This is a genomic window from Bradyrhizobium sp. 63_E2_N1_3 (assembly GCF_052076005.1).
Lineage (GTDB): Bacteria > Pseudomonadota > Alphaproteobacteria > Rhizobiales > Xanthobacteraceae > Bradyrhizobium > Bradyrhizobium barranii.
Genome location: NZ_CP197235.1, coordinates 4,186,147 through 4,203,889 on the forward strand (window position 1 = coordinate 4,186,147; position 17,743 = coordinate 4,203,889).

Sequence of the window (17,743 nt, forward strand, 5' to 3'; positions counted from 1 at the left end):
CTGTGGCCGACCTTTGCAAAGAAATGTCAACAAAGGGTAATGACAATCAGGCGAACGCGAAGGTGGGACATTGGCATCCGACGACAGATGGCTGGAGCGGTTGCGGCTCGAGCTGGCCTGGTTCACCGGTCAGGCTGTGCTGCGCAGCCGCGGCGCCGGCGCGATCCTGCGGTTTCAGCACGTGCGGCCGCGGCGGCGCGGCGCGTTTCAGCCGCTGCGTGAAAGCGAGATCAGTCCGCAATTTCTCGATCGCGCCATTGGTGCGCTGAAGCAGTGGGGATATGACTTCCTCGGCATGGACGATGTCTGCCGCCGCGCGGTGACGCTGCCGGAGAAGCGGCGCTTCGTGGCGCTAACCTTCGACGGCGCCAACAAGGACCTCATCAGCTTCGCCTATCCAGTGCTGGCGCGCCACGCCGTGCCGTTCACGATCTATGTGCCCACCGCGTTTCCCGATGGAGTCGGAGAGGCCTGGTGGCTCGGGCTCGAGCGGATGATCGCGCGCGAGAGCCGCATCAACCTGATGATGGGCGAGAAAGAGCAGCGCTTCACCGTCACAGGCAACGCCGAGAAGCAGGCGCTGTTTTCGTTCGTCGAGAGCTGGCTGCGCTCGTTGCCGCCGGCGGATTTGTCGGCTGCGATCGCCGATCTCTGCACGCGCTACCGGGTCGACCTCGCCGCGCTCTCGCGCGAAGCGTCGATGGATTGGGAGGATCTGGCAAAGCTTGCGGCGGATCCGCTGGTCACGGTCGGCAGCGCGACGGTGAACTATCCCGTTCTCGCCAACATGAAGGACGCCGCCGCGTTGCGCGAGATGACGATGGGCAAGGCGGTGGCGGAAGCGGCCTTCGACCGCGAGATCAGGCACTTGGCCTTTCCGTTCGGCGATCGCTCGTCTTTCCGGCGCAGCCATGTCGTCATGGCGGAGGAGGCCGGCTTTGCCAGCGCCGTCTCGACCATCCCCGGCATCGTGGACGCGGAGGGGCGCACCAATCTGCGCGCATTGCCGCGGATTTCCTGGGACGGCCGGATACAATCACTGCGCATGCTGCGTGTGCTGGTGTCCGGTGCTGCCTTCGCGCCGGTGAAACCGACCCGCAGCGTTACGAATTAAGATTTGACGCGATCCGGCCGCTGCATCCAACTCACGATCGGCATCGCCGGCAGCACCCAGCCCATGCCGACCACCACGTAGTAGATCGCCTGCCACCAGCCGGACTCGGCGATCCACGGCATCTGCGCCAGCGCCATGCCGAGCAGGGCCCAGACGGTGGCCAGCACCAGGAGCAGGATGGCGCCGAGGAACTTGCGGGTGCGGATCGTCATGGCGGAATGCTGCGGCCTTCGCGTAACTTGCGCTGCGGGAGCGGGGGACTATAAGGGGCACGCAGTCCGGTTCAAGTCTCTTTGCAACAAGGCTTGGTTTTGCCCCTGAAATGACGACGATTTTCGCTCCGACCAATCCGCATCGCGCCGTGCGCTGGTGGCTGATTTCCGTGGCCGCCCTCATCGCGCTGATGGTGCTGGTCGGCGGCGCGACGCGGCTGACGGAATCCGGCCTCTCGATCGTCGAATGGAAGCCGGTTACGGGCAGCGTGCCGCCGCTGTCGGAGGCGCAGTGGACCGAGGCCTTCGAGGCCTACAAGAAAATTCCGCAATATCGCGAGCTCAATGCGGGCATGAGCCTGTCCGAGTTCAAGGAGATTTTCTGGTGGGAATGGAGCCACCGGCTGCTCGGCCGTTTCATCGGCGTGGCCTATCTGCTGCCGTTCCTGTTCTTCCTGTGGCGCGGCGGCCTGTCGGGTGAGTTGAAACGGCGGCTGTGGCTGCTGTTCGCGCTTGGCGGACTCCAGGGCGCCGTCGGCTGGTGGATGGTGGCCTCGGGCCTCACGGAACGTGTCGAGGTCTCGCAATATCGACTGGCGACGCATCTGGTGCTCGCGCTCCTGATCTTTGCCGGCATCGTCTGGACGGTGCGGCGGCTCGCCGAGCGGCCGCAGATCATTGCGCCCGCGCGGCTGAGATTCACGAGCGTGCTGCTGCTCATCGTGACCTTCGTCCAGATCTATTTCGGCGCGCTGGTCGCGGGTCTGCGCGCCGGGCGTGCCTACAACACCTGGCCGCAGATCGACGGCGCGTTCATTCCCGCAGGCGACCGGCTCTGGTTCGAGACGCCGTGGTGGCGCAATATGTTCGACAACGTGCTGACGGTGCAGTTCGAGCACCGTATGACGGCCTATGCGCTGTTCGTGCTGGCGGCGCTGCACGCGTTCGATGCGGTACGCTCGCGCACGGCGGCCGGCGGTGCGCTCTGGCTGTTCGCCGCGGTCAGCCTGCAGGCTGTGCTCGGGATCCTCACGCTGCTCAACCAGGTGCCGATCGATCTCGCGCTCTCGCATCAGGCGGTCGCGATCGTGGTGCTCACGCTTGCGGTGATGCAGGTGGAGCGGCTGGCCTCGCGACAATCTGCGCAGGCGCAGCCGCGCGCGGTTCCGGTCGGTCAGGCCGGCTGATCAGGTCAGCAATAGCCGTAGACGCCGCAGGCGTAGGGCAGGCGCCAGAAATAGCCGACCTGCGGTCCGCCGTAGTACGGGCCCTGATAATCGTAGCTCCAGGGCCGGCCATAATAGCCCGGCAAGGTGCTGGAGCCGGGCAGGAGCGGCGTGCCGGGCAGGTTGCGGATGTAGCTGCCGATGCCATAGGCCGGCGAGATCAGCGCATCCGGATCGGTCTCGACATAGACCTGTGGCGGGTCCTGCGGCGGCACGGCAGCGCGCCGTCTCGCTGTGGCCGGCAGATCGGCGGCAACGGCAGCTGAGACCGTCAGCATGGCGGCAAGGGCAGGTACCATCCAGCGCAGCATCGTCGGCTCCGAATCAAAGGGGCGATCCAAGGACGATGTATGCGGCAGATATGGTTAATGACTGTTAACTGACTGCGGCCAAAACGGCCGCCGTCATTCCGGGGCGGTCCGGCAGGACCGAACTCAGGTGCGCAATTGCGCACCTGAGAATCTCGAGATTCCGGGTCTGGTCCTTCGGACCATCCCGGAATGACGATGGCAATTACGCCCCCAGCGCCTGCTCCAGATCTGCGATCAGATCTTCCTTGTCTTCGATGCCGATCGAGAGCCGCACCACGTCGGGGCCGGCGCCGGACTTCACCTTGGCGGCGTCGTCGAGCTGGCTGTGCGTCGTCGAGGCGGGGTGGATGACCAGCGAGCGGGTGTCGCCGACATTGGCCAGGTGCGAGAACAGCTGCAGCTTCGACACCAAGCTGACGCCGGCGTCATAGCCGCCCTTCAGGCTGAAGGTGAACACGGCGCCTGCGCCCTTCGGCGCGTATTTCCGCGCGAGCTGATTGTACTTGTCGCTTGCCAAGCCCGCATAGCTCACCGAGGCCACCGCCGGATGGCCGGCGAGGAATTCGGCGACGGCCTTGGCGTTGTCGCAGTGCTTCTGCATGCGCAGCGGCAGCGTCTCGATGCCGGTCAGGATCATGAAGGCGTTGAACGGCGACAGCGCGGGTCCGAGATCGCGCAGGCCCAGCACGCGGCAGGCGATCGCGAAAGCGAAATTGCCAAAGGTCTCCTGGAGGCGGATGCCGTGATATTCGGGCCGCGGCTCCGACAGCATCGGATATTTGCCGCCCGTGGACCAGTCGAACGTGCCGGCATCGACGATGATGCCGCCGAGCGAATTGCCGTGGCCGCCCAAAAATTTCGTCAGCGAGTGCACGACGATGTCGGCGCCGTGATCGATCGGGCGGATCAGGTAGGGCGAGGCCAGCGTGTTGTCGACGATCAGCGGCACGCCCGCCTTGCGCGCCACCGTCGAGATCGCCTCGATGTCGGTGATGCTGCCGCCGGGATTGGCAATGGACTCGATGAAGATGGCCTTCGTGCGCGGCGTCACCGCGCGCTCGAAGCTTGCGATGTCATCGGAATCGGCCCACACCACGTTCCAGCCGAAGCTCTTGAACGCATGCGAGAACTGGTTGATCGAGCCGCCATAGAGCTTGCGCGCGGCGATGAATTCGTCGCCGGGCTGGAGCAATTGCTGCAGCACCACGACCTGTGCGGCGTGGCCCGAGGCGACCGCAAGCGCGGCGGTGCCGCCTTCGAGTGCGGCAACACGCTCTTCCAGCACCGCGTTGGTGGGATTGCCGATGCGGGTATAGATGTTGCCGAATGCCTGCAGGCCGAACAGCGAGGCGGCGTGGTCGGCGTCGTTGAAGACGAAAGAGGTGGTTTGATAAATCGGGGTCGCGCGCGCACCGGTGGTGGGATCGGGCTGTGCACCGGCATGCACGGCGAGGGTCGAAAATCCCGGAAGGCGATCGCTCATTGAGGGCGTCCTGTTCTTGTGATCTGAAATCGCGCGGCATGCTGATCGGCGACGCGCCCGCCGTCAAGGCGCCGCTTCACATCACGGCGCTACGATTGTCACGTTCGCGCAACGGAAGTCTATTGCGTCAGCTCTGCTCGGTCTTGTTCTTTGCTGCGCGATCGGAAGCCGCGGTGTCACCGCCGCTGACACTCATCCGATTGAGGGATAGCCGCATGCCTTGCGTCGGAGCCGGCGGCCGTTTGGAGCTCAGCGTGCGTGAATTGACGCCCATCCAGGAGATCTCCGACGACAAGCGGCCATATTCGATCTTCGGGCAGCGGTTCATTACGACCTTGATACCGACCGATTCCGCTTTCGCCGCTGCCGCGTCGTCACGCGCGCCGAGCTGCATCCAGATCACCTTCGGCAGCGGATCGAGCGTGAGCGCTTCTTCGACCACCGGCATGATGTGGCTGGAGTTGCGAAAGATGTCGATCATGTCGACGGGGCGGGCGATGTCGGAGAGCGAGGCGACAAACGGCTTTCCGAGCAGATCCTTGCCGACATGGCCGGGATTGACCGGGATCATGTCATAGCCGCGCTGCGCCAGATATTTGAACGCAAAATAGCTCGGCCGCACATTGACGGGCGAGGCGCCGACCATCGCGATCGACTTCACGCTGTTGAGGATGCCGCGGATGTAATTGTCGGGATAGGCGTCGTGGTTCATCTTTTTCTTTCTCTGACCCTCAAGGTGAGGAGCGCGGCCCGCGCGTCTCGAACCACGAGGCCACAGTCGGGCCTCCATCCTTCGAGACGCCGCGTTCCGCGGCTCCTCAGGATGAGGAGTTGACTATTCATCCCGCCATGTTGGCGTGCGCTTCTCGATGAAGGCGCCGATGCCTTCCTCGGCGTCGCGCGCCATCATGTTCTCGGTCATCACCTCTGCCGCATAGCGATAGGCGTCCGCAAGGCTCATCTCGGCCTGGCGGTAGAACGCCTCCTTGCCGAGCTTGACGGTGTAGGCCGACTTCAGCGCGACCTGTTCGGCGAGGGCAATTGCGGCCTCGCGCTCGGTGCCGGCCGCGACCACGCGGTTGATGAGCCCGATCTCGCGGGCGCGCGTGGCCGGGATCGGCTCGCCGGTCAGCAGCATTTCCATCGCCTGCTTGCGCGGCACGTTCCGCGACAGCGCCACCATCGGCGTGGAGCAGAACAGGCCGATATCGACGCCCGGCGTGGCGAAGCTCGCCGCTTCCGAGGCGATCGCGAGATCGCAGCTTGCCACGAGCTGGCAGCCGGCCGCGGTCGCAATGCCCTGGACGGCCGCGACCACGGGCTTCGGCAAATGCACAACCGCCTGCATCATCGCGCTGCAGGCGGTCATCATCTCGGCAAAGAAGGCGCGGCCGCGATCCGGGTCAGTGCGGCGCGCCGTCAGCTCCTTCATGTCGTGGCCGGCGGAGAAGGCGGGGCCGTTGGCTGCGATCACGACGCCGCGGACCGCCTTGTCGTCGCGGATCTCATTGAGCTCGGCATGCAGGCTTGCGATCATCGCCTGCGACAGACTGTTGCGGGCGGCCGGGCGGTTCAGCGTCAGGACCGCGATGGGCCCTATGGTCTCGCGCAGCAGGCTCGACGGTTGCGGGGAGGGGGCGCGGGCGGCCTGGGCGGACATCGAAGCGTTTCCGGTTGGATTCTTGCAATTGGATGACGCAGATAACTTAATGTAACAGGGGACGTGAAGCGAGGGTGAGGCGAAGCATGGCGTTAGCGAAAATGAGCGTGGCGGAGGTCGAGCAGTTTCTCCGTGACGAGTTTCCCCAGGCCTTCAGCGGCGATGACATCACGATCGAGAGCGCCGACGGCCAGACCTGCCTTTTGCGCCAGCGCTACAGCGAAAGGATGCTGCGGCCGGGTGGAACCGTGTCCGGCCCGACGCTGATGGCACTGGCCGATTTCGCGATGTACGTGGTGCTGCTGTCCGCGATCGGGCCGATCGGGCTTGCGGTCACCACCAATCTCAACATCAACTTCCTGCGCAAGGGCCAGCCCGGCCAGGATGTGCTGGCGGAGGCGCGGCTGCTCAAGCTCGGCAAACGCCTGGCGGTCGGCGAGGTGAAGCTGCTGTCCGGCACGTCGCCCGATCCGATCGCTCATGTCACCTCGACCTATTCCATTCCAAATGTTTGAGCTTTTCGCAGGTAATATAGCACCATAATTTTAAGATATTGATTTTGCTATTGTAATTCCCGCTCTGGGGCATTGACCGTTGTGCGTCTCTTCTCTAGAAAACCGCCCAGTCCGGCGCGGTGTTCGCGCCGATATCTCCCGTCCACGGAAACTCCGATATGAAAACCTTTTCGGCAAAGCCGGCTGAGGTGACGAAGAAGTGGGTACTGATCGACGCCAAGGGTCTGGTCGTCGGCCGTCTCGCCACCATCGTCGCCATGCGCCTGCGCGGCAAGCACCTCCCGACCTACACCCCGCACGTTGATTGCGGCGACAACGTCATCATCATCAACGCGCAGCATGCGGTCCTCACCGGTCGCAAGCGCGAGCAGAAGACCTATTACAAGCACACCGGTTATGTCGGCCACGTCAAGGAGCGCACCGCGCGCCAGATCCTTGAAGGCAAGCATCCCGAGCGCGTGCTCGAGAAGGCCGTCGAGCGCATGATCCCGCGTGGTCCGCTCGGTCGCGTCCAGATGGGCAACCTCCGCGTCTATGGCGGCGCCGATCATCCGCACGAGGCCCAGACGCCCGAGAAGATCGACATCGCCAAGTTGAACCGCAAGAACACGAGGGCCGCATAACATGGCCGAATCCATCCAGTCGCTCGACCAGCTCTCGCAGCTCAAGACGGCGGCGGCGCCCGACGCGCCCAAGCACGAGAAGAAGGTCGACAAGTTCAACCGCGCGTACGCCACCGGCAAGCGCAAGGACGCGGTCGCCCGTGTCTGGATCAAACCGGGCGCCGGCAAGGTCACGGTCAATTCGCGCGAGGTCGAGGTCTATTTCGCCCGTCCCGTGCTGCGCATGATGATCGAGCAGCCGTTCTCGGTGGCCGCGCGTTCCGGCCAGTACGACGTGATCTGCACGGTTGCCGGCGGTGGTCTGTCCGGCCAGGCCGGTGCCGTCCGTCACGGCATCTCCAAGGCGCTCACCTATTTCGAGCCGGAGCTGCGTACCGTGCTCAAGAAGGGCGGCTTCCTCACCCGCGACTCCCGCGTGGTCGAGCGCAAGAAGTACGGCAAGGCCAAGGCCCGCCGGTCCTTCCAGTTCTCGAAGCGTTAATCGCTTCGGTCACATTCGCCGCGAAAGCGGCTTCAATGAGATGCAAAAGGGCGCTGATTTCAGCGCCCTTTTTGTTGTTCGTTTGTATGCAAATTGATGACGTGTTTCCCGAAAACTTGGCCCCGCATGAAAACCTGAATGGAACTCGCGGGACATAGCGTCGCATCTGGAAGGGCGCGCAAGTCGGCTGGGCCGATCGCGTAACTTGCTATGTCTAGAAGGGGGCCGACATGATGTCGCTCGATAGCATCACGCTCTATTTGGTCGCCACCATGGTTGCCGCACTGCTCGGCGCCATGATGGTGTTTTTCGGCAAGCAGGAGAACAGCCCCGCGCTGAAATGGTGGGGCACCGCGTATCTCCTCGGCGCAGCGTCCGTCGCGCTATGGACCGCGGCCGGCGACAAGCTCGGCCCGCATCTTTACCTTGCGCTGAACGCAGTCGGCTTCGTCGCCTGCGGCATGGTGTGGAATGCGGCGCGCGTCTTCCACGGCCGCAAGCCGAATTGGCCGGGTCTCCTTGTCGGCGCGCTGGCCTGGGCCGCCGCCGTGACGCTGCTTGATCCCGCCGCGTCCATGCTGCGCATGATCGTCGGCGCCGGCATCGTCTCGGTCTATGCGGCACTGACGGCGAGCGAGCTCTGGGTCGAGCGGCGCAAGAGCCTGCAACGGCGCTGGCCGGCCTTCGTGGTGCCGGTGCTGCACGGCTGCGTGCTGATGCTGCCGATCGTGCTCGGCAGCTTCCTGCGTCCGAACGATGCCGGCTTCTCCGGCAGCATCTGGGTCACCGTGTTTGCGGTCGAGCTCATCCTCTATGCCGTCGGCACCGTGTTCGTGATCTTCATGCTGGTGTCGGAGCGCACGGTGACGGCGCACCGGACCGCCGCGTCCACCGATCCCCTGACCGGCATGCTCAACCGCCGCGGCTTCTCGGAAGCCTGCGGGCGCGTGATCGAGCGCGAGGCCAAGGCCGGCCGTCCCGTGACCGTGATGATCTTCGACATCGATCACTTCAAGTCGATCAACGACCGCTTCGGCCATCCTGCCGGCGACGAGATGCTGAAGCTGTTCTCGACCGTCGTCGTCAGCAACCTGCGCATGACCGATATGTCGGGCCGCATCGGCGGCGAGGAGTTCGCGGCGCTGCTGCCGTGTTCGCTGGAGGAGGGTGTCCTGGTTGCCGAGCGCGTGCGCGAGGCGTTCGAGACCTCCGGCGTCGTCGTCGATGAGGGCCCGGTCGACACCACTGTCAGCATCGGCGTCGCCGGCGGTCCGGCCGGCACCGAGCTCGAGGTGCTGCTGGCCTCGGCCGACACCGCGCTCTATCAGGCCAAGCGCGGCGGTCGTAACCGGGTCGAGGCGGCGGAGGAGCTGCCGCTGTCGCTGGAGAACTGGCGCCGCCAGAGCGCGGCGCGGGTTGGTGCGCCGCAGGCGCGTCCGGCCACCGCCTGAAGCCAAGAGGCGCCTCAAGAGGCGCCTTCGGTAATCCGCTGTTTACCATTCGATCCCTACCATTGCGGTCATGGAAGCGATCCGTCGACAGAACCCGCAGGCTGCCCTGATGTCGCTCGAAGCCGCTGCGGCCTCGGCACGCGGCGGCTTCGCTTGCGTGTTCTCCACCGCGGATGAATACGAGCGCGCGCTCATCACCGAGCGCCGCGCCCAGGGGCGCTACACGCAAAGCCGTAGCTACTGGCCGCTCGCGCTGTTCATCGGTTGCGCGCTCATCGTGGCGGGCACCGCTCTGCTGTTCGCCTGAGAGCACGCATTTTTGACCGGTCAGGGCGCCGATTCGGTGCCTTTTTCTTCGTTGCGGTCTACGGTAGACACACCCATCAAACAAACAGGGTGGAAACCGATGATCACCGAGATTGCGCAAATCGACGTCAAGCCGGGCAGCGAGAAGGATTTTGAGGCGGCCGTCGCCAAGGCCAAGGCCGCCTTCGGCGGTTCGAAGGGCTTTCACGGCTTCGAGCTGCACAAGTCGATCGAGAAGCCGCAGCGCTACCGGCTGATGGTGAAGTGGGCGACGCTGGAGAACCACACCGTCGATTTCCGCGGCTCGGAGAATTTCACCGAATGGCGCGGCCTCGTCGGTCAGTATTTTGCTTCGCCCCCGGAGGTCGAGCACACCGAGACCGTGCTGACGACCTGAGCGACTGCACGACGCCTTACGCCGCCTCGTTGCCTGAGCATGATCTTTTCGGAGAACCGCTGCGCACTTTTCCGGATCATGCTGCCAGGGGCGGCGCCTCGTACGTCTTGAAATGGTCGATCATGACCTTGGCGATGGCGACCAGTGGGAGCGCCAGCGCCAGGCCCCAGATGCCGAACACGACGCCGAGCAGGATCTGGAACGCGAACAGCGTGGCCGGCGGGATGTCGAGCGCCTGCCGCTGCAGGATCGGCGTCAGCACATAGCTCTCCATCGCGTGCACGCCCATGAAGAGGAGGAAGGCCGACAGCGCCGGAATCCAGCCCGAGGCGAGGCTCGCGAGCACCACGACGACGCCGGCAATGATGGCGCCGACGGTCGGAATGAAGGCGAGCAGGCCCGCCTGAATCCCCAGGATGAACGAGCCGGGGATGCCGATGATGGCTAGCCCGATCCAGGTCACGATGCCAACCGCGATCATCACGACGATCTGCGCGATCAGCCAGCGTTCCAGCGTCTCGCTGATGCCGTCGATGATCAGGGTGACGCGGGTGCGATGCCTCGCCGGCGCCAGGAACAACAGGCCGTCGTGGTAGACGCCGGGCTGGGCGGCGAAGGACAGCCCCAGGAACAGCACGATGAAGATGTTTCCCACGCCGTGGATGGTGCCGAGCAGGAGCTTGAAGGTCTGGCTCACGATCGCGCCACCGCTGGAGGCCAGCGCGCCGGCGCCGGGCAAGGAACCGCGCGGGGGTGCTGCTGGCGAGGGTGTCGAGTCCGATGGTGGATTGGCCGAAGCGTCAGACGCAGCGCTGCCGAGATCGAAGAAGCTGGTGTCGATCCCGTGGTTGTCCAGGAAGGTCTTCACGTTGCCGATCTGCGACTTGATGGTCTTGCTCAGCAGCGAGGCCTGCTCGGCGATGGTGGCGCCGCCGAGATAGGCGACGCCCGCGAGCAGCACCGCAAGCACGACGCAGACGATCGCGAGCCGGACCGGATGCGGCAGGTGCACGCGGCGGCCGAGCGCGTTGGTCAGCGCGTTGAGGCCGACGCCGAGCAGCATGCCGGTGAAGATCAGCAGCAGCGTGGTCGCAAAATACCAGGTGAAGACCAGCATCGCCGTGAACAGCACGACACCGATGCCGCCGACCGAAATTGCCCAAGCCAGATCGGTGCGGGTCGTGGGGCGTTGGTCTGCGAGGATGGTCACATCATGTCCTTTTCGGCGGCTGCGGGCGGGGCACTCTTTCGGCAAACGCGCTTTCGATCAAGACCGCGTCAACGCGCTGGTTTGACGCTGTCGCGCGAACGGTGCAGAGCGATGAGGAGAAAACAGGTGGGGGGCGCTTGAGTTTCATCAGCAAGTGGGCCGGTCTGCTCGGGCTTCTGGCCGTGATCGTGATCGGTGACCAGATCCGGATCAACCGGCCCAGCCACAAATACCGCCTCACGGTTGAGGTGACGACGCCTGACGGGATCAAGACGGGGTCCGGTGTTCTCGCCGTCGTGCCTGACCGCAACTATAACCGCGGCGGCCGCACCACGATGCGCGGGGAGGCCGTGTTCGTCGATCTCGGCCAAGACGGCGGCAAAGGCAAGAACCTGGTGGCATTGCTGGCGCATCAGCAGGGCGGCAAGCTCGACCTCGACGACATCAACTATGTCGCGCTCCGTGCCTATGGCGCCGCGCGCGGCAACCGCGTCTCGTTCAACGACATCAGCCGGCAGGCCGGCATTGTCCCGGTGCAGGGGGAGTTGATCCCCGTGCTCGTGAGCTTTGGCGATCCCCGAGATCCCCAGACCGCGCGCCTTGTCGCCGGCGACCATGCGGATGCGGTTCTGGGCGATGGCTACGCCGTCCGTGCCCTCACCGTCGAGGTGGTGCCCAACGGGTTTTGGCCGATCGATTTCGGCGGGGTGCTGGGGGAGCCCGTGACGCGCGGAATCGAGGCGAAATTGCCCTGGCTGGCCACGCCGGACGATCCGGCGGCAACCGCGCTGAAGGCCGCCGGCCTGCCCGTCGTGGGGACAACCGAGGCCCGGGAGGCATTTGCGCGAAAATAGCATTGCCGTCCCGCGTACCCTTCTGTTGAATTTGTTCCATCCCAAGGGCATGTTTGGAGAATCTTCTTACGCGGGAGGTCGGAACGGGAGATGAGAAAGCCGGTCGTCGGCGTGATCGGGAACGCCCATCGCGTCGAAAATCGATTTCAGGTCCAGATGGTCGGCGAGCGCAATTTGCGCGCTGTGGCCGAGGTTTCCGGCGGCCTGCCGATGATGTTTGCGGGAGCGCCCGACATCACCGATATCGGCGCGCTGCTCGACGTGGTCGACGGGATCGTGCTCACCGGCGCCCGCGCCAACGTCCATCCGACCCGTTTCAATGTCGATCCGTGCGAGCGGCACGAGCCCTACGACATCCACCGCGACGAGGTGGCGCTGGCGCTCTCGGTCGCTTGCGTGTCCCGCGGCATTCCGCTGTTCGGCATCTGCCGGGGCCTGCAGGAGATGAACGTCGCCTTCGGCGGCTCGCTGCATCCCGAGATCCGCGAGATCCCCGGCCGCATGAACCACCGCATGCCCCGGCTCGAGAACGGCGAGATTCATCCCGATCCGACCGTGGTGTTCGCCGACCGCCACGACGTCGACCTCACGCCCGGAGGCGCCTTCGCGCGGCTGCTCGGCTGCGAGAAGATCAGGGTCAATTCGCTGCATGGCCAGGGCATTCTCGATCCCGGCAAGCGCGTGCTGATCGAGGGCATCGCCGAGGACGGCACCATCGAGGCGATCCGCATCGCGGAAGCCCCGACCTTTGCGCTCGGCGTGCAATGGCACGCCGAATACGATCCGCAGCGCAATCCGATCAATCGCAAGCTGTTCGAGGCTTTTGGCGAAGCCATGGTCGAGCGCCAGCGCGCGGCGGCGTAGCAAGAAGCTCGCTCGCAGCCCTCGACTGAACGGCGCCTTGGTTTCGCGGCTTACGCAGTCCGCTCCATCCGTCGCGCGCGATAGGCCTGCGGCGACATCAAGGTCAATTTGCGGAACGCCTTGCGAAAGCTGCTCTCGTCCTCGTAGCCGGCCGTGCGTGCGATGGTCTTGATCGGCTGCGCCGTCGTCTCCAGCAGCGTGCGCGCGTGCTCGACGCGGCGGCGCATGATGAAGGCTTGCGGCGGCTCGCGCGTGAGTTCCTGAAACTTCCGGTTCAGCGTGCGCTCGCTGAGGCCGAGCGCATCGGCGAGGCGCTTGACCGTCATCGGGCTCTTGCCGGTGCGGCGAACCAGCAGGTCGGCCCGGGTCAGCAGCGGGTCCTGCGACAGCAAATAGCCGACGGGCATGAAGATCGACTGGGTGCGTTGCGCGGTGTCGATGACGACGTAGTCCGCACAGAGCTTCGCAATCGCCTTGCCGTCGACCATCTCGATCAGCCTGAGCAGGAGGTCGACCCACGACATCGGTCCGGCCGCGCAGACGATGCGGTCCGCGACCGTGATGACGGCGTCGGCGGCGAGGTCGATGGTGGGATGGCGCTGCCGCAGCTCGCCTTGCAGCCACCAGGTGATGGTGGCGCGGCGGTGGTCGAGCAGGCCGCTGCCTGCAAGCAGGAACACGCCGCTGCAGAACGCGCCGATCAGCCGGCCGCTCGCATGCTGCTGCCGAAGCCAGGCGCCGGCGCGGGCATATTGCGGTTGCAGGCGTTCCGCCGTGACGTGATCGACGAGGTTGCCGGGGACGATGATCGCGTCGAAGCGACCGCGTTTGCCGACCGCGCCATCGACGGCGACCATCTGGCCGCCGCCGGCGCGCACCGGCTTGCCGTCGAGCGAAAGCACCTCCCAGGCGAAGCGCGTTTTCGCACCGCTCTGCTGCATCACGTGATTGGCGAGCGACAGGATGTCGGCGACCCCGGCGATCGCCGAATGCATACAGCCTTCCAGCGCCAGAATTGCGAGCTTCATGAGACCTCCAGGACAGGCGCGGCGATCCTAGCCGATCGGCGCGGGGCTGCGTGGCGGAAATTGCCCGATCTCTGTCTCATCCGCCACTGCCTTGCCGGCGCCGTCAGGTCCAGTCTCGTGCCGTCGTCACACGACATCATTGGAGAGAGACATGCCTTACGTCACCATTTCCACCGTCCGCGGCATCCTGGATGCCGGGCAAAAGAAGACCTTGCTCGAACGCGTCACCGATCTCCTGGTCGAGGTCGAAGGGCAGGGCAATCCGGACTTCCGCCGCAACGTCTGGGTCAGGATCGAGGAGCAGGAGCCGGCGCACTGGTCGCTGGGCGGCATGCAGCCGACGCCTGAGATCATCGCCGGCATGTTCGGCACGATCGGCGCGGATGGCGTGCGGGTCCCACGGCCGTAGCAGCACAGCGTGCGCGGGCGGACCAGCCAAAGGCATGGTTCGCCACCGCCCTGTGCTCAATCGATCTGCGGGGCGATTTCCATTGCATCGCACAATCACAATCACGACCATGGCCCGCATGCGGCCGCATTGAGGTTCGCAAGACGCGCACCATATGCTCTGCAAGGGAGCCCTGCCGTGCAGACCATGAAGGCGGCCCTCGTTGCGGCGATTGGCGTCGTGGCTTTGATCTGCTGCCTCCTTCCCAGCTCAGCGGAGGAGAACGGCCGTCTTGCATTGGTCGTTTCGATCGACGGAGCCATCGGCCCTGCGTCGGCCAGCTACGTCAAGGAGGCTTTGGCCAAGGCAAGCGAACGGCGTGCCGAGGTCGTGCTTCTGAGACTGAACACGCCCGGCGGCCTCAATTCCAGCATGCGCGAGATCATCGCGGATGTGCTAGCTTCGCCGATCCCTGTCGTCGGTTACGTCGCGCCATCCGGCGCCCACGCGGCGAGCGCGGGGACCTATATCCTTTATGCGACCCACATCGCGGCGATGGCGCCGGGCACCAATATTGGCGCCGCGACGCCGGTGCAGATCGGCGGGCCGCTGCCGGGTCTTCCGAGCGGACCGGCGGACAAGGGCGGCAAGGACAAGAAGGACGGTGACCAGCAGAGCGAGTCCAAGGATCAGCCCAAGGATGCCATGACGGCCAAGGCGACCAATGATGCGGTTGCCTTCATCCGCAGTCTTGCGGAGCTGCGCAACCGCAATGTGGACTGGGCGGAGAAGGCGGTCCGTGAGGCTGCCACGCTCTCTGCGAACGCCGCGCTAGAGGCTCATGCCATCGATCTCGTCGCGCGCGATCAGGCTGAATTGCTGAGGCAGATCGATGGTCGCGTGGTCGAGGTCGCAGGCGGCAAGACGCAACGCCTGGTGACAAAGGATGCCGTCGTCGAAGCCATCGATCCCGGACCGATATCCCGCTTCCTGGCGGTGATCACCGATCCGAACGTGGCGTTCATTCTCCTGATGGTCGGCATCTACGGCTTGATCTTCGAGTTCATGTCTCCTGGAGCCGTCGCCCCCGGAGTCGTCGGCGCGATCTGCCTGCTGATCGGCCTCTATGCGCTCAATCTGCTGCCGATCAATTATGCCGGCCTCGCCCTGATGTTGGTTGGACTCGTGCTTCTCACCATCGAAGCCTTCAACCCGACCGTGGTGATCGGGCTCGGAGGGATCATCGCGTTCGTGCTGGGAGCGCTGATGCTTTTCAGGGGCGAGGCGCCGGGCTACCACCTGTCGTGGTGGGTGATCGGCATCACCGCAGCAGTGTTCGCCGGCTTTGCGCTCGTCGTGCTCGGTTCGCTTCGGCGCGTCGGCAGGGCTCCTGCACTGGTCGGCGCGCAGGCCATGCGAGGCTTGCCCGCCGAGGTTCTCGACTGGAATGGGAACGAAGGTCATGTCTTCGCCCATGGTGAGCGCTGGCAGGCGCGCGGCGCCGAAACGTTCAAGCCCGGAGAGACGGTCGAAGTCGCCAACATCGTCGACCTGACGCTGCTGATACGGCGCGCACCAACAGGCGAGGGAGGTACATCATGATGCTGGAATATCTGACCTATGCGGCGCTCGCGTTGCTTGTCATCATGTTCCTGTCCCAGGCTATTCGAATCCTGCGCGAATACGAGCGTGGCGTCATCTTTACGCTCGGCCGCTTTACCGGCGTGAAGGGCCCGGGCCTCATCATCCTCATTCCGATCGTGCAGCAACTGGTGAAGGTGGATCTGCGGGTGATGGTGCAGGTCGTGCCGCCGCAGGACGTGATTTCGCGGGACAACGTCTCCGTCAAGGTCAACGCCGTTCTGTACTTCCGCATCGTCGACCCCGAACGGGCCATCATCAAGGTCGGCGATTACATGGCCGCCACCAGCCAGCTCGCCCAGACCACCTTGCGCTCGGTGCTCGGCAAGCACGAGCTCGACGAGATGCTGGCCGAGCGCGACAGGTTGAACGCGGACATCCAGGAGATCCTCGACAAGCAGACCGACGTCTGGGGCATCAAGGTCACCGGCATCGAGATCAAGGACGTCGATCTCAATGAAACCATGGTGCGTGCGATTGCCAAACAGGCCGAGGCGGAGCGGTTGCGGCGGGCCAAGGTGATCAATGCGATGGGCGAGCAGCAGGCTGCCGAAAAGCTCGTCGAGGCCGGCCGGATTCTCGCGCAGGAGCCTCAGGCGATGCAACTACGTTATTTCGCGGCCCTGCACGACATCGCGGGCGAACGGTCGTCGACCATCGTCTTTCCGCTGCCGACGGGCCTGCTCGACCATTTTGTGCCGCGGCGCGACAACCCGTAGCCATCAACGGCAGGATGACCCATCTTCGGCCCAAATGGAGGTGTCGAATATTGCTCCCAACTTAAACGGGAGGAAAATTCGATGACGAAGCATGCCGCCAGACCAGCAAGCCGCCGCCGAAATCGGACATTGATGCTCACCGTCCCGCTGGTCGCCCTCGCACTTTGGTCGTGGGGGATCGATGCGGCGCAGGCCGCAGAGCCGGGCAAGGACGCGACGGCGGCGAGCCTGCCGCGCATTCTCGTGCTTGCGACGGGAGGCACCATCGCAGGCCAGGCCGACGCGCGCGCGACCGGCGCGTACAAGTCCGGCCAGATTACCGGGGAGCAGTTGATGCAGTCGGTGCCGGGCCTGGACAAGCTCGCGAAGCTGAACGCCGAGCAGATTTCGTCGATCGGATCCCAGGACATGAACGACAAGGTCTGGTTTGCCCTGGCCCGCCGCATCCAGGACGCCTTCGACAAGAATGAAGCCGATGGAATCCTCATCACCCACGGCACGGATACGCTCGAGGAGACCGCGTTCTTTCTCGACAATGTCGTGCGCAGCGACAAGCCGGTGGTGATCGTCGGTTCGATGCGTCCGGCCACGGCGGTGAGTGCGGACGGCCCCGGCAATCTGTACGAAGCGGTGCAGGTGGCAGCGGATCCGCGCTCTCGCGGCCGCGGCGTGATGGCCGTGCTGAACGACAAGATCCAAAGCGCCCGCTCGATCACCAAGACCAACACCACGAGCATCGAGACGTTCAGCTCTCCCAATGACGGCCCGATCGGCTATGTCGACACCGCCGGCGGCATCCGTTTCATGACCCAGGCCGCCGGCTTCAAGCGCACGACCTATCCGCTCCCGGCAGGCGAGCAATTGCCGCGCGTCGAGATCGTCTACTCGCACGCCAACATGGACGCCGTTCCGATCGAGGACGCCATTTCCCACGGCGCCAAGGGCATCGTGCTGGCCGGCGTCGGCGACGGCAACACGTCGAAGCAGGCCCTCGATGCGCTCGAAGCGGCGGCGAAGAAGGGCGTCATCGTCGTCCGCTCGACGCGGGTCCGATCCGGCTTCGTCACCCGGAATGTCGAGGTTGACGACGACAAGAACGGGTTCGTCGTGTCCGAGGACCTCAATCCGCAGAAGGCCCGTGTTCTCACTCAATTGCTGATCGCGGGCGGGGTTACGGCTCCGGCCGAGCTCCAGCGCGCCTTCACTGCAACGTGGTGATTGGGCGCGTCGTGTCCTGCAGGGTGGGTTAGCGTAATCCAC

21 protein-coding genes are annotated in these 17,743 nt (G+C 64.9%); 14 read left to right on the plus strand and 7 right to left on the minus strand.

Going from position 1 to position 17,743, the window contains the following annotated elements; all coding sequences use genetic code 11:
* Positions 1-70: 70 nt before the first annotated feature.
* The gene (locus AB7531_RS19890; protein ID WP_063982938.1) at positions 71-1,114 is read left to right on the plus strand and encodes a polysaccharide deacetylase family protein; all 1,044 of its coding nucleotides are present in this window, start codon (positions 71-73) and stop codon (positions 1,112-1,114) included.
* On the opposite strand, the gene AB7531_RS19895 is transcribed toward AB7531_RS19890, so the two are convergent.
* Positions 1,111-1,326, minus strand: a complete 216-nt coding sequence (locus AB7531_RS19895) for a DUF2842 domain-containing protein (RefSeq protein WP_063982939.1) — start codon at positions 1,324-1,326, stop codon at positions 1,111-1,113. The genes AB7531_RS19890 and AB7531_RS19895 overlap by 4 nt on opposite strands.
* Positions 1,327-1,436: 110 nt before the next feature.
* Between AB7531_RS19895 and AB7531_RS19900 the strand changes: the two genes are divergently transcribed.
* Positions 1,437-2,513, plus strand: a complete 1,077-nt coding sequence (locus AB7531_RS19900; RefSeq protein WP_063982940.1) for a COX15/CtaA family protein — start codon at positions 1,437-1,439, stop codon at positions 2,511-2,513.
* A gap of 5 nt (positions 2,514-2,518) precedes the next feature.
* Here AB7531_RS19900 and AB7531_RS19905 read toward each other — a convergent pair whose 3' ends face one another.
* The 4 genes from AB7531_RS19905 to AB7531_RS19920 form a co-directional block, all read right to left on the minus strand.
* Complete coding sequence (locus tag AB7531_RS19905; protein ID WP_063982941.1) at positions 2,519-2,863, minus strand: hypothetical protein; 345 nt, start codon at positions 2,861-2,863, stop codon at positions 2,519-2,521.
* A gap of 202 nt (positions 2,864-3,065) precedes the next feature.
* On the minus strand, positions 3,066-4,346 hold the full coding sequence (locus AB7531_RS19910; protein ID WP_028149015.1) for an O-acetylhomoserine aminocarboxypropyltransferase: 1,281 nt from the start codon (positions 4,344-4,346) through the stop codon (positions 3,066-3,068).
* A 127-nt stretch (positions 4,347-4,473) separates the two neighbouring features.
* Positions 4,474-5,058, minus strand: a complete 585-nt coding sequence (locus AB7531_RS19915) for a CoA-binding protein (RefSeq protein ID WP_063982942.1) — start codon at positions 5,056-5,058, stop codon at positions 4,474-4,476.
* Between the two features lie 123 nt (positions 5,059-5,181).
* On the minus strand, positions 5,182-6,006 hold the full coding sequence (locus tag AB7531_RS19920; RefSeq protein ID WP_063982943.1) for an enoyl-CoA hydratase: 825 nt from the start codon (positions 6,004-6,006) through the stop codon (positions 5,182-5,184).
* 86 nt (positions 6,007-6,092) lie between these two features.
* Between AB7531_RS19920 and AB7531_RS19925 the strand changes: the two genes are divergently transcribed.
* The 6 genes from AB7531_RS19925 (at position 6,093) to AB7531_RS19950 (ending at position 9,779) form a co-directional block, all read left to right on the plus strand.
* Positions 6,093-6,521, plus strand: a complete 429-nt coding sequence (locus AB7531_RS19925) for a PaaI family thioesterase (RefSeq protein ID WP_039147848.1) — start codon at positions 6,093-6,095, stop codon at positions 6,519-6,521.
* 158 nt (positions 6,522-6,679) lie between these two features.
* Entirely contained in the window at positions 6,680-7,144 is a 465-nt protein-coding gene (gene rplM, locus AB7531_RS19930) for a 50S ribosomal protein L13 (protein ID WP_008137961.1), read from the plus strand.
* Between the two features lies 1 nt (position 7,145).
* A complete protein-coding gene (rpsI, locus tag AB7531_RS19935; protein WP_007611021.1) occupies positions 7,146-7,625 on the plus strand; it encodes a 30S ribosomal protein S9 in 480 nt (159 codons plus the stop codon).
* Between the two features lie 230 nt (positions 7,626-7,855).
* Positions 7,856-9,076 carry a GGDEF domain-containing protein gene (locus tag AB7531_RS19940; protein WP_231142094.1) on the plus strand — a complete coding sequence of 407 codons (1,221 nt, stop codon included), beginning with the start codon at positions 7,856-7,858 and terminating at the stop codon, positions 9,074-9,076.
* Between the two features lie 70 nt (positions 9,077-9,146).
* On the plus strand, positions 9,147-9,383 hold the full coding sequence (locus AB7531_RS19945) for a hypothetical protein (protein ID WP_063982945.1): 237 nt from the start codon (positions 9,147-9,149) through the stop codon (positions 9,381-9,383).
* 99 nt (positions 9,384-9,482) lie between these two features.
* Positions 9,483-9,779, plus strand: coding sequence for an antibiotic biosynthesis monooxygenase family protein (locus AB7531_RS19950; RefSeq protein WP_028155908.1), 297 nt, complete (start codon positions 9,483-9,485; stop codon positions 9,777-9,779).
* A gap of 76 nt (positions 9,780-9,855) precedes the next feature.
* Here the strand turns inward: AB7531_RS19950 and AB7531_RS19955 are convergent, their stop codons facing one another.
* Positions 9,856-10,989, minus strand: coding sequence for an AI-2E family transporter (locus AB7531_RS19955; protein WP_135215989.1), 1,134 nt, complete (start codon positions 10,987-10,989; stop codon positions 9,856-9,858).
* 137 nt (positions 10,990-11,126) lie between these two features.
* On the opposite strand from AB7531_RS19955, the gene AB7531_RS19960 reads away from it, so the two are divergent.
* Positions 11,127-11,843 (plus strand): hypothetical protein, encoded by a 717-nt coding sequence (locus AB7531_RS19960; protein ID WP_063982947.1) that lies wholly within the window; start codon positions 11,127-11,129, stop codon positions 11,841-11,843.
* A gap of 90 nt (positions 11,844-11,933) precedes the next feature.
* The gene (locus tag AB7531_RS19965) at positions 11,934-12,707 is read left to right on the plus strand and encodes a gamma-glutamyl-gamma-aminobutyrate hydrolase family protein (RefSeq protein WP_063982948.1); all 774 of its coding nucleotides are present in this window, start codon (positions 11,934-11,936) and stop codon (positions 12,705-12,707) included.
* 50 nt (positions 12,708-12,757) lie between these two features.
* Here the strand turns inward: AB7531_RS19965 and AB7531_RS19970 are convergent, their stop codons facing one another.
* Entirely contained in the window at positions 12,758-13,735 is a 978-nt protein-coding gene (locus tag AB7531_RS19970) for a GlxA family transcriptional regulator (RefSeq protein WP_063982949.1), read from the minus strand.
* A 151-nt stretch (positions 13,736-13,886) separates the two neighbouring features.
* Here AB7531_RS19970 and AB7531_RS19975 point away from each other — a divergent pair, with 151 nt between their 5' ends.
* The 4 genes from AB7531_RS19975 (at position 13,887) to AB7531_RS19990 (ending at position 17,701) form a co-directional block, all read left to right on the plus strand.
* Positions 13,887-14,144: a tautomerase family protein gene (locus AB7531_RS19975; protein WP_014494824.1), complete on the plus strand. Its 258-nt coding sequence runs from the start codon at positions 13,887-13,889 to the stop codon at positions 14,142-14,144.
* 177 nt (positions 14,145-14,321) lie between these two features.
* Entirely contained in the window at positions 14,322-15,725 is a 1,404-nt protein-coding gene (locus AB7531_RS19980) for an NfeD family protein (protein ID WP_063982950.1), read from the plus strand.
* The gene (locus AB7531_RS19985) at positions 15,722-16,483 is read left to right on the plus strand and encodes a slipin family protein (RefSeq protein WP_063982951.1); all 762 of its coding nucleotides are present in this window, start codon (positions 15,722-15,724) and stop codon (positions 16,481-16,483) included. Before AB7531_RS19980 ends, AB7531_RS19985 begins: the two co-directional genes overlap by 4 nt.
* 81 nt (positions 16,484-16,564) lie before the next feature.
* On the plus strand, positions 16,565-17,701 hold the full coding sequence (locus AB7531_RS19990) for an asparaginase (protein WP_063982952.1): 1,137 nt from the start codon (positions 16,565-16,567) through the stop codon (positions 17,699-17,701).
* Positions 17,702-17,743 lie beyond the last annotated feature (42 nt).

Excerpts from the sequence above, each read along its gene's own strand:
- AB7531_RS19895 (WP_063982939.1), bottom strand. The coding sequence starts at position 1,326 with ATGACGATCCGCACCCGCAAGTTCCTCGGCGCCATCCTGCTCCTGGTG.
- AB7531_RS19900 (WP_063982940.1), top strand. The coding sequence starts at position 1,437 with ATGACGACGATTTTCGCTCCGACCAATCCGCATCGCGCCGTGCGCTGG.
- AB7531_RS19905 (WP_063982941.1), bottom strand. The coding sequence starts at position 2,863 with ATGCTGCGCTGGATGGTACCTGCCCTTGCCGCCATGCTGACGGTCTCA.
- AB7531_RS19910 (WP_028149015.1), bottom strand. The coding sequence starts at position 4,346 with ATGAGCGATCGCCTTCCGGGATTTTCGACCCTCGCCGTGCATGCCGGT.
- AB7531_RS19915 (WP_063982942.1), bottom strand. The coding sequence starts at position 5,058 with ATGAACCACGACGCCTATCCCGACAATTACATCCGCGGCATCCTCAAC.
- AB7531_RS19920 (WP_063982943.1), bottom strand. The coding sequence starts at position 6,006 with ATGTCCGCCCAGGCCGCCCGCGCCCCCTCCCCGCAACCGTCGAGCCTG.
- AB7531_RS19925 (WP_039147848.1), top strand. The coding sequence starts at position 6,093 with ATGGCGTTAGCGAAAATGAGCGTGGCGGAGGTCGAGCAGTTTCTCCGT.
- rplM (WP_008137961.1), top strand. The coding sequence starts at position 6,680 with ATGAAAACCTTTTCGGCAAAGCCGGCTGAGGTGACGAAGAAGTGGGTA.
- rpsI (WP_007611021.1), top strand. The coding sequence starts at position 7,146 with ATGGCCGAATCCATCCAGTCGCTCGACCAGCTCTCGCAGCTCAAGACG.
- AB7531_RS19940 (WP_231142094.1), top strand. The coding sequence starts at position 7,856 with ATGATGTCGCTCGATAGCATCACGCTCTATTTGGTCGCCACCATGGTT.
- AB7531_RS19945 (WP_063982945.1), top strand. The coding sequence starts at position 9,147 with ATGGAAGCGATCCGTCGACAGAACCCGCAGGCTGCCCTGATGTCGCTC.
- AB7531_RS19950 (WP_028155908.1), top strand. The coding sequence starts at position 9,483 with ATGATCACCGAGATTGCGCAAATCGACGTCAAGCCGGGCAGCGAGAAG.
- AB7531_RS19965 (WP_063982948.1), top strand. The coding sequence starts at position 11,934 with ATGAGAAAGCCGGTCGTCGGCGTGATCGGGAACGCCCATCGCGTCGAA.
- AB7531_RS19970 (WP_063982949.1), bottom strand. The coding sequence starts at position 13,735 with ATGAAGCTCGCAATTCTGGCGCTGGAAGGCTGTATGCATTCGGCGATC.
- AB7531_RS19975 (WP_014494824.1), top strand. The coding sequence starts at position 13,887 with ATGCCTTACGTCACCATTTCCACCGTCCGCGGCATCCTGGATGCCGGG.
- AB7531_RS19985 (WP_063982951.1), top strand. The coding sequence starts at position 15,722 with ATGATGCTGGAATATCTGACCTATGCGGCGCTCGCGTTGCTTGTCATC.
- AB7531_RS19990 (WP_063982952.1), top strand. The coding sequence starts at position 16,565 with ATGACGAAGCATGCCGCCAGACCAGCAAGCCGCCGCCGAAATCGGACA.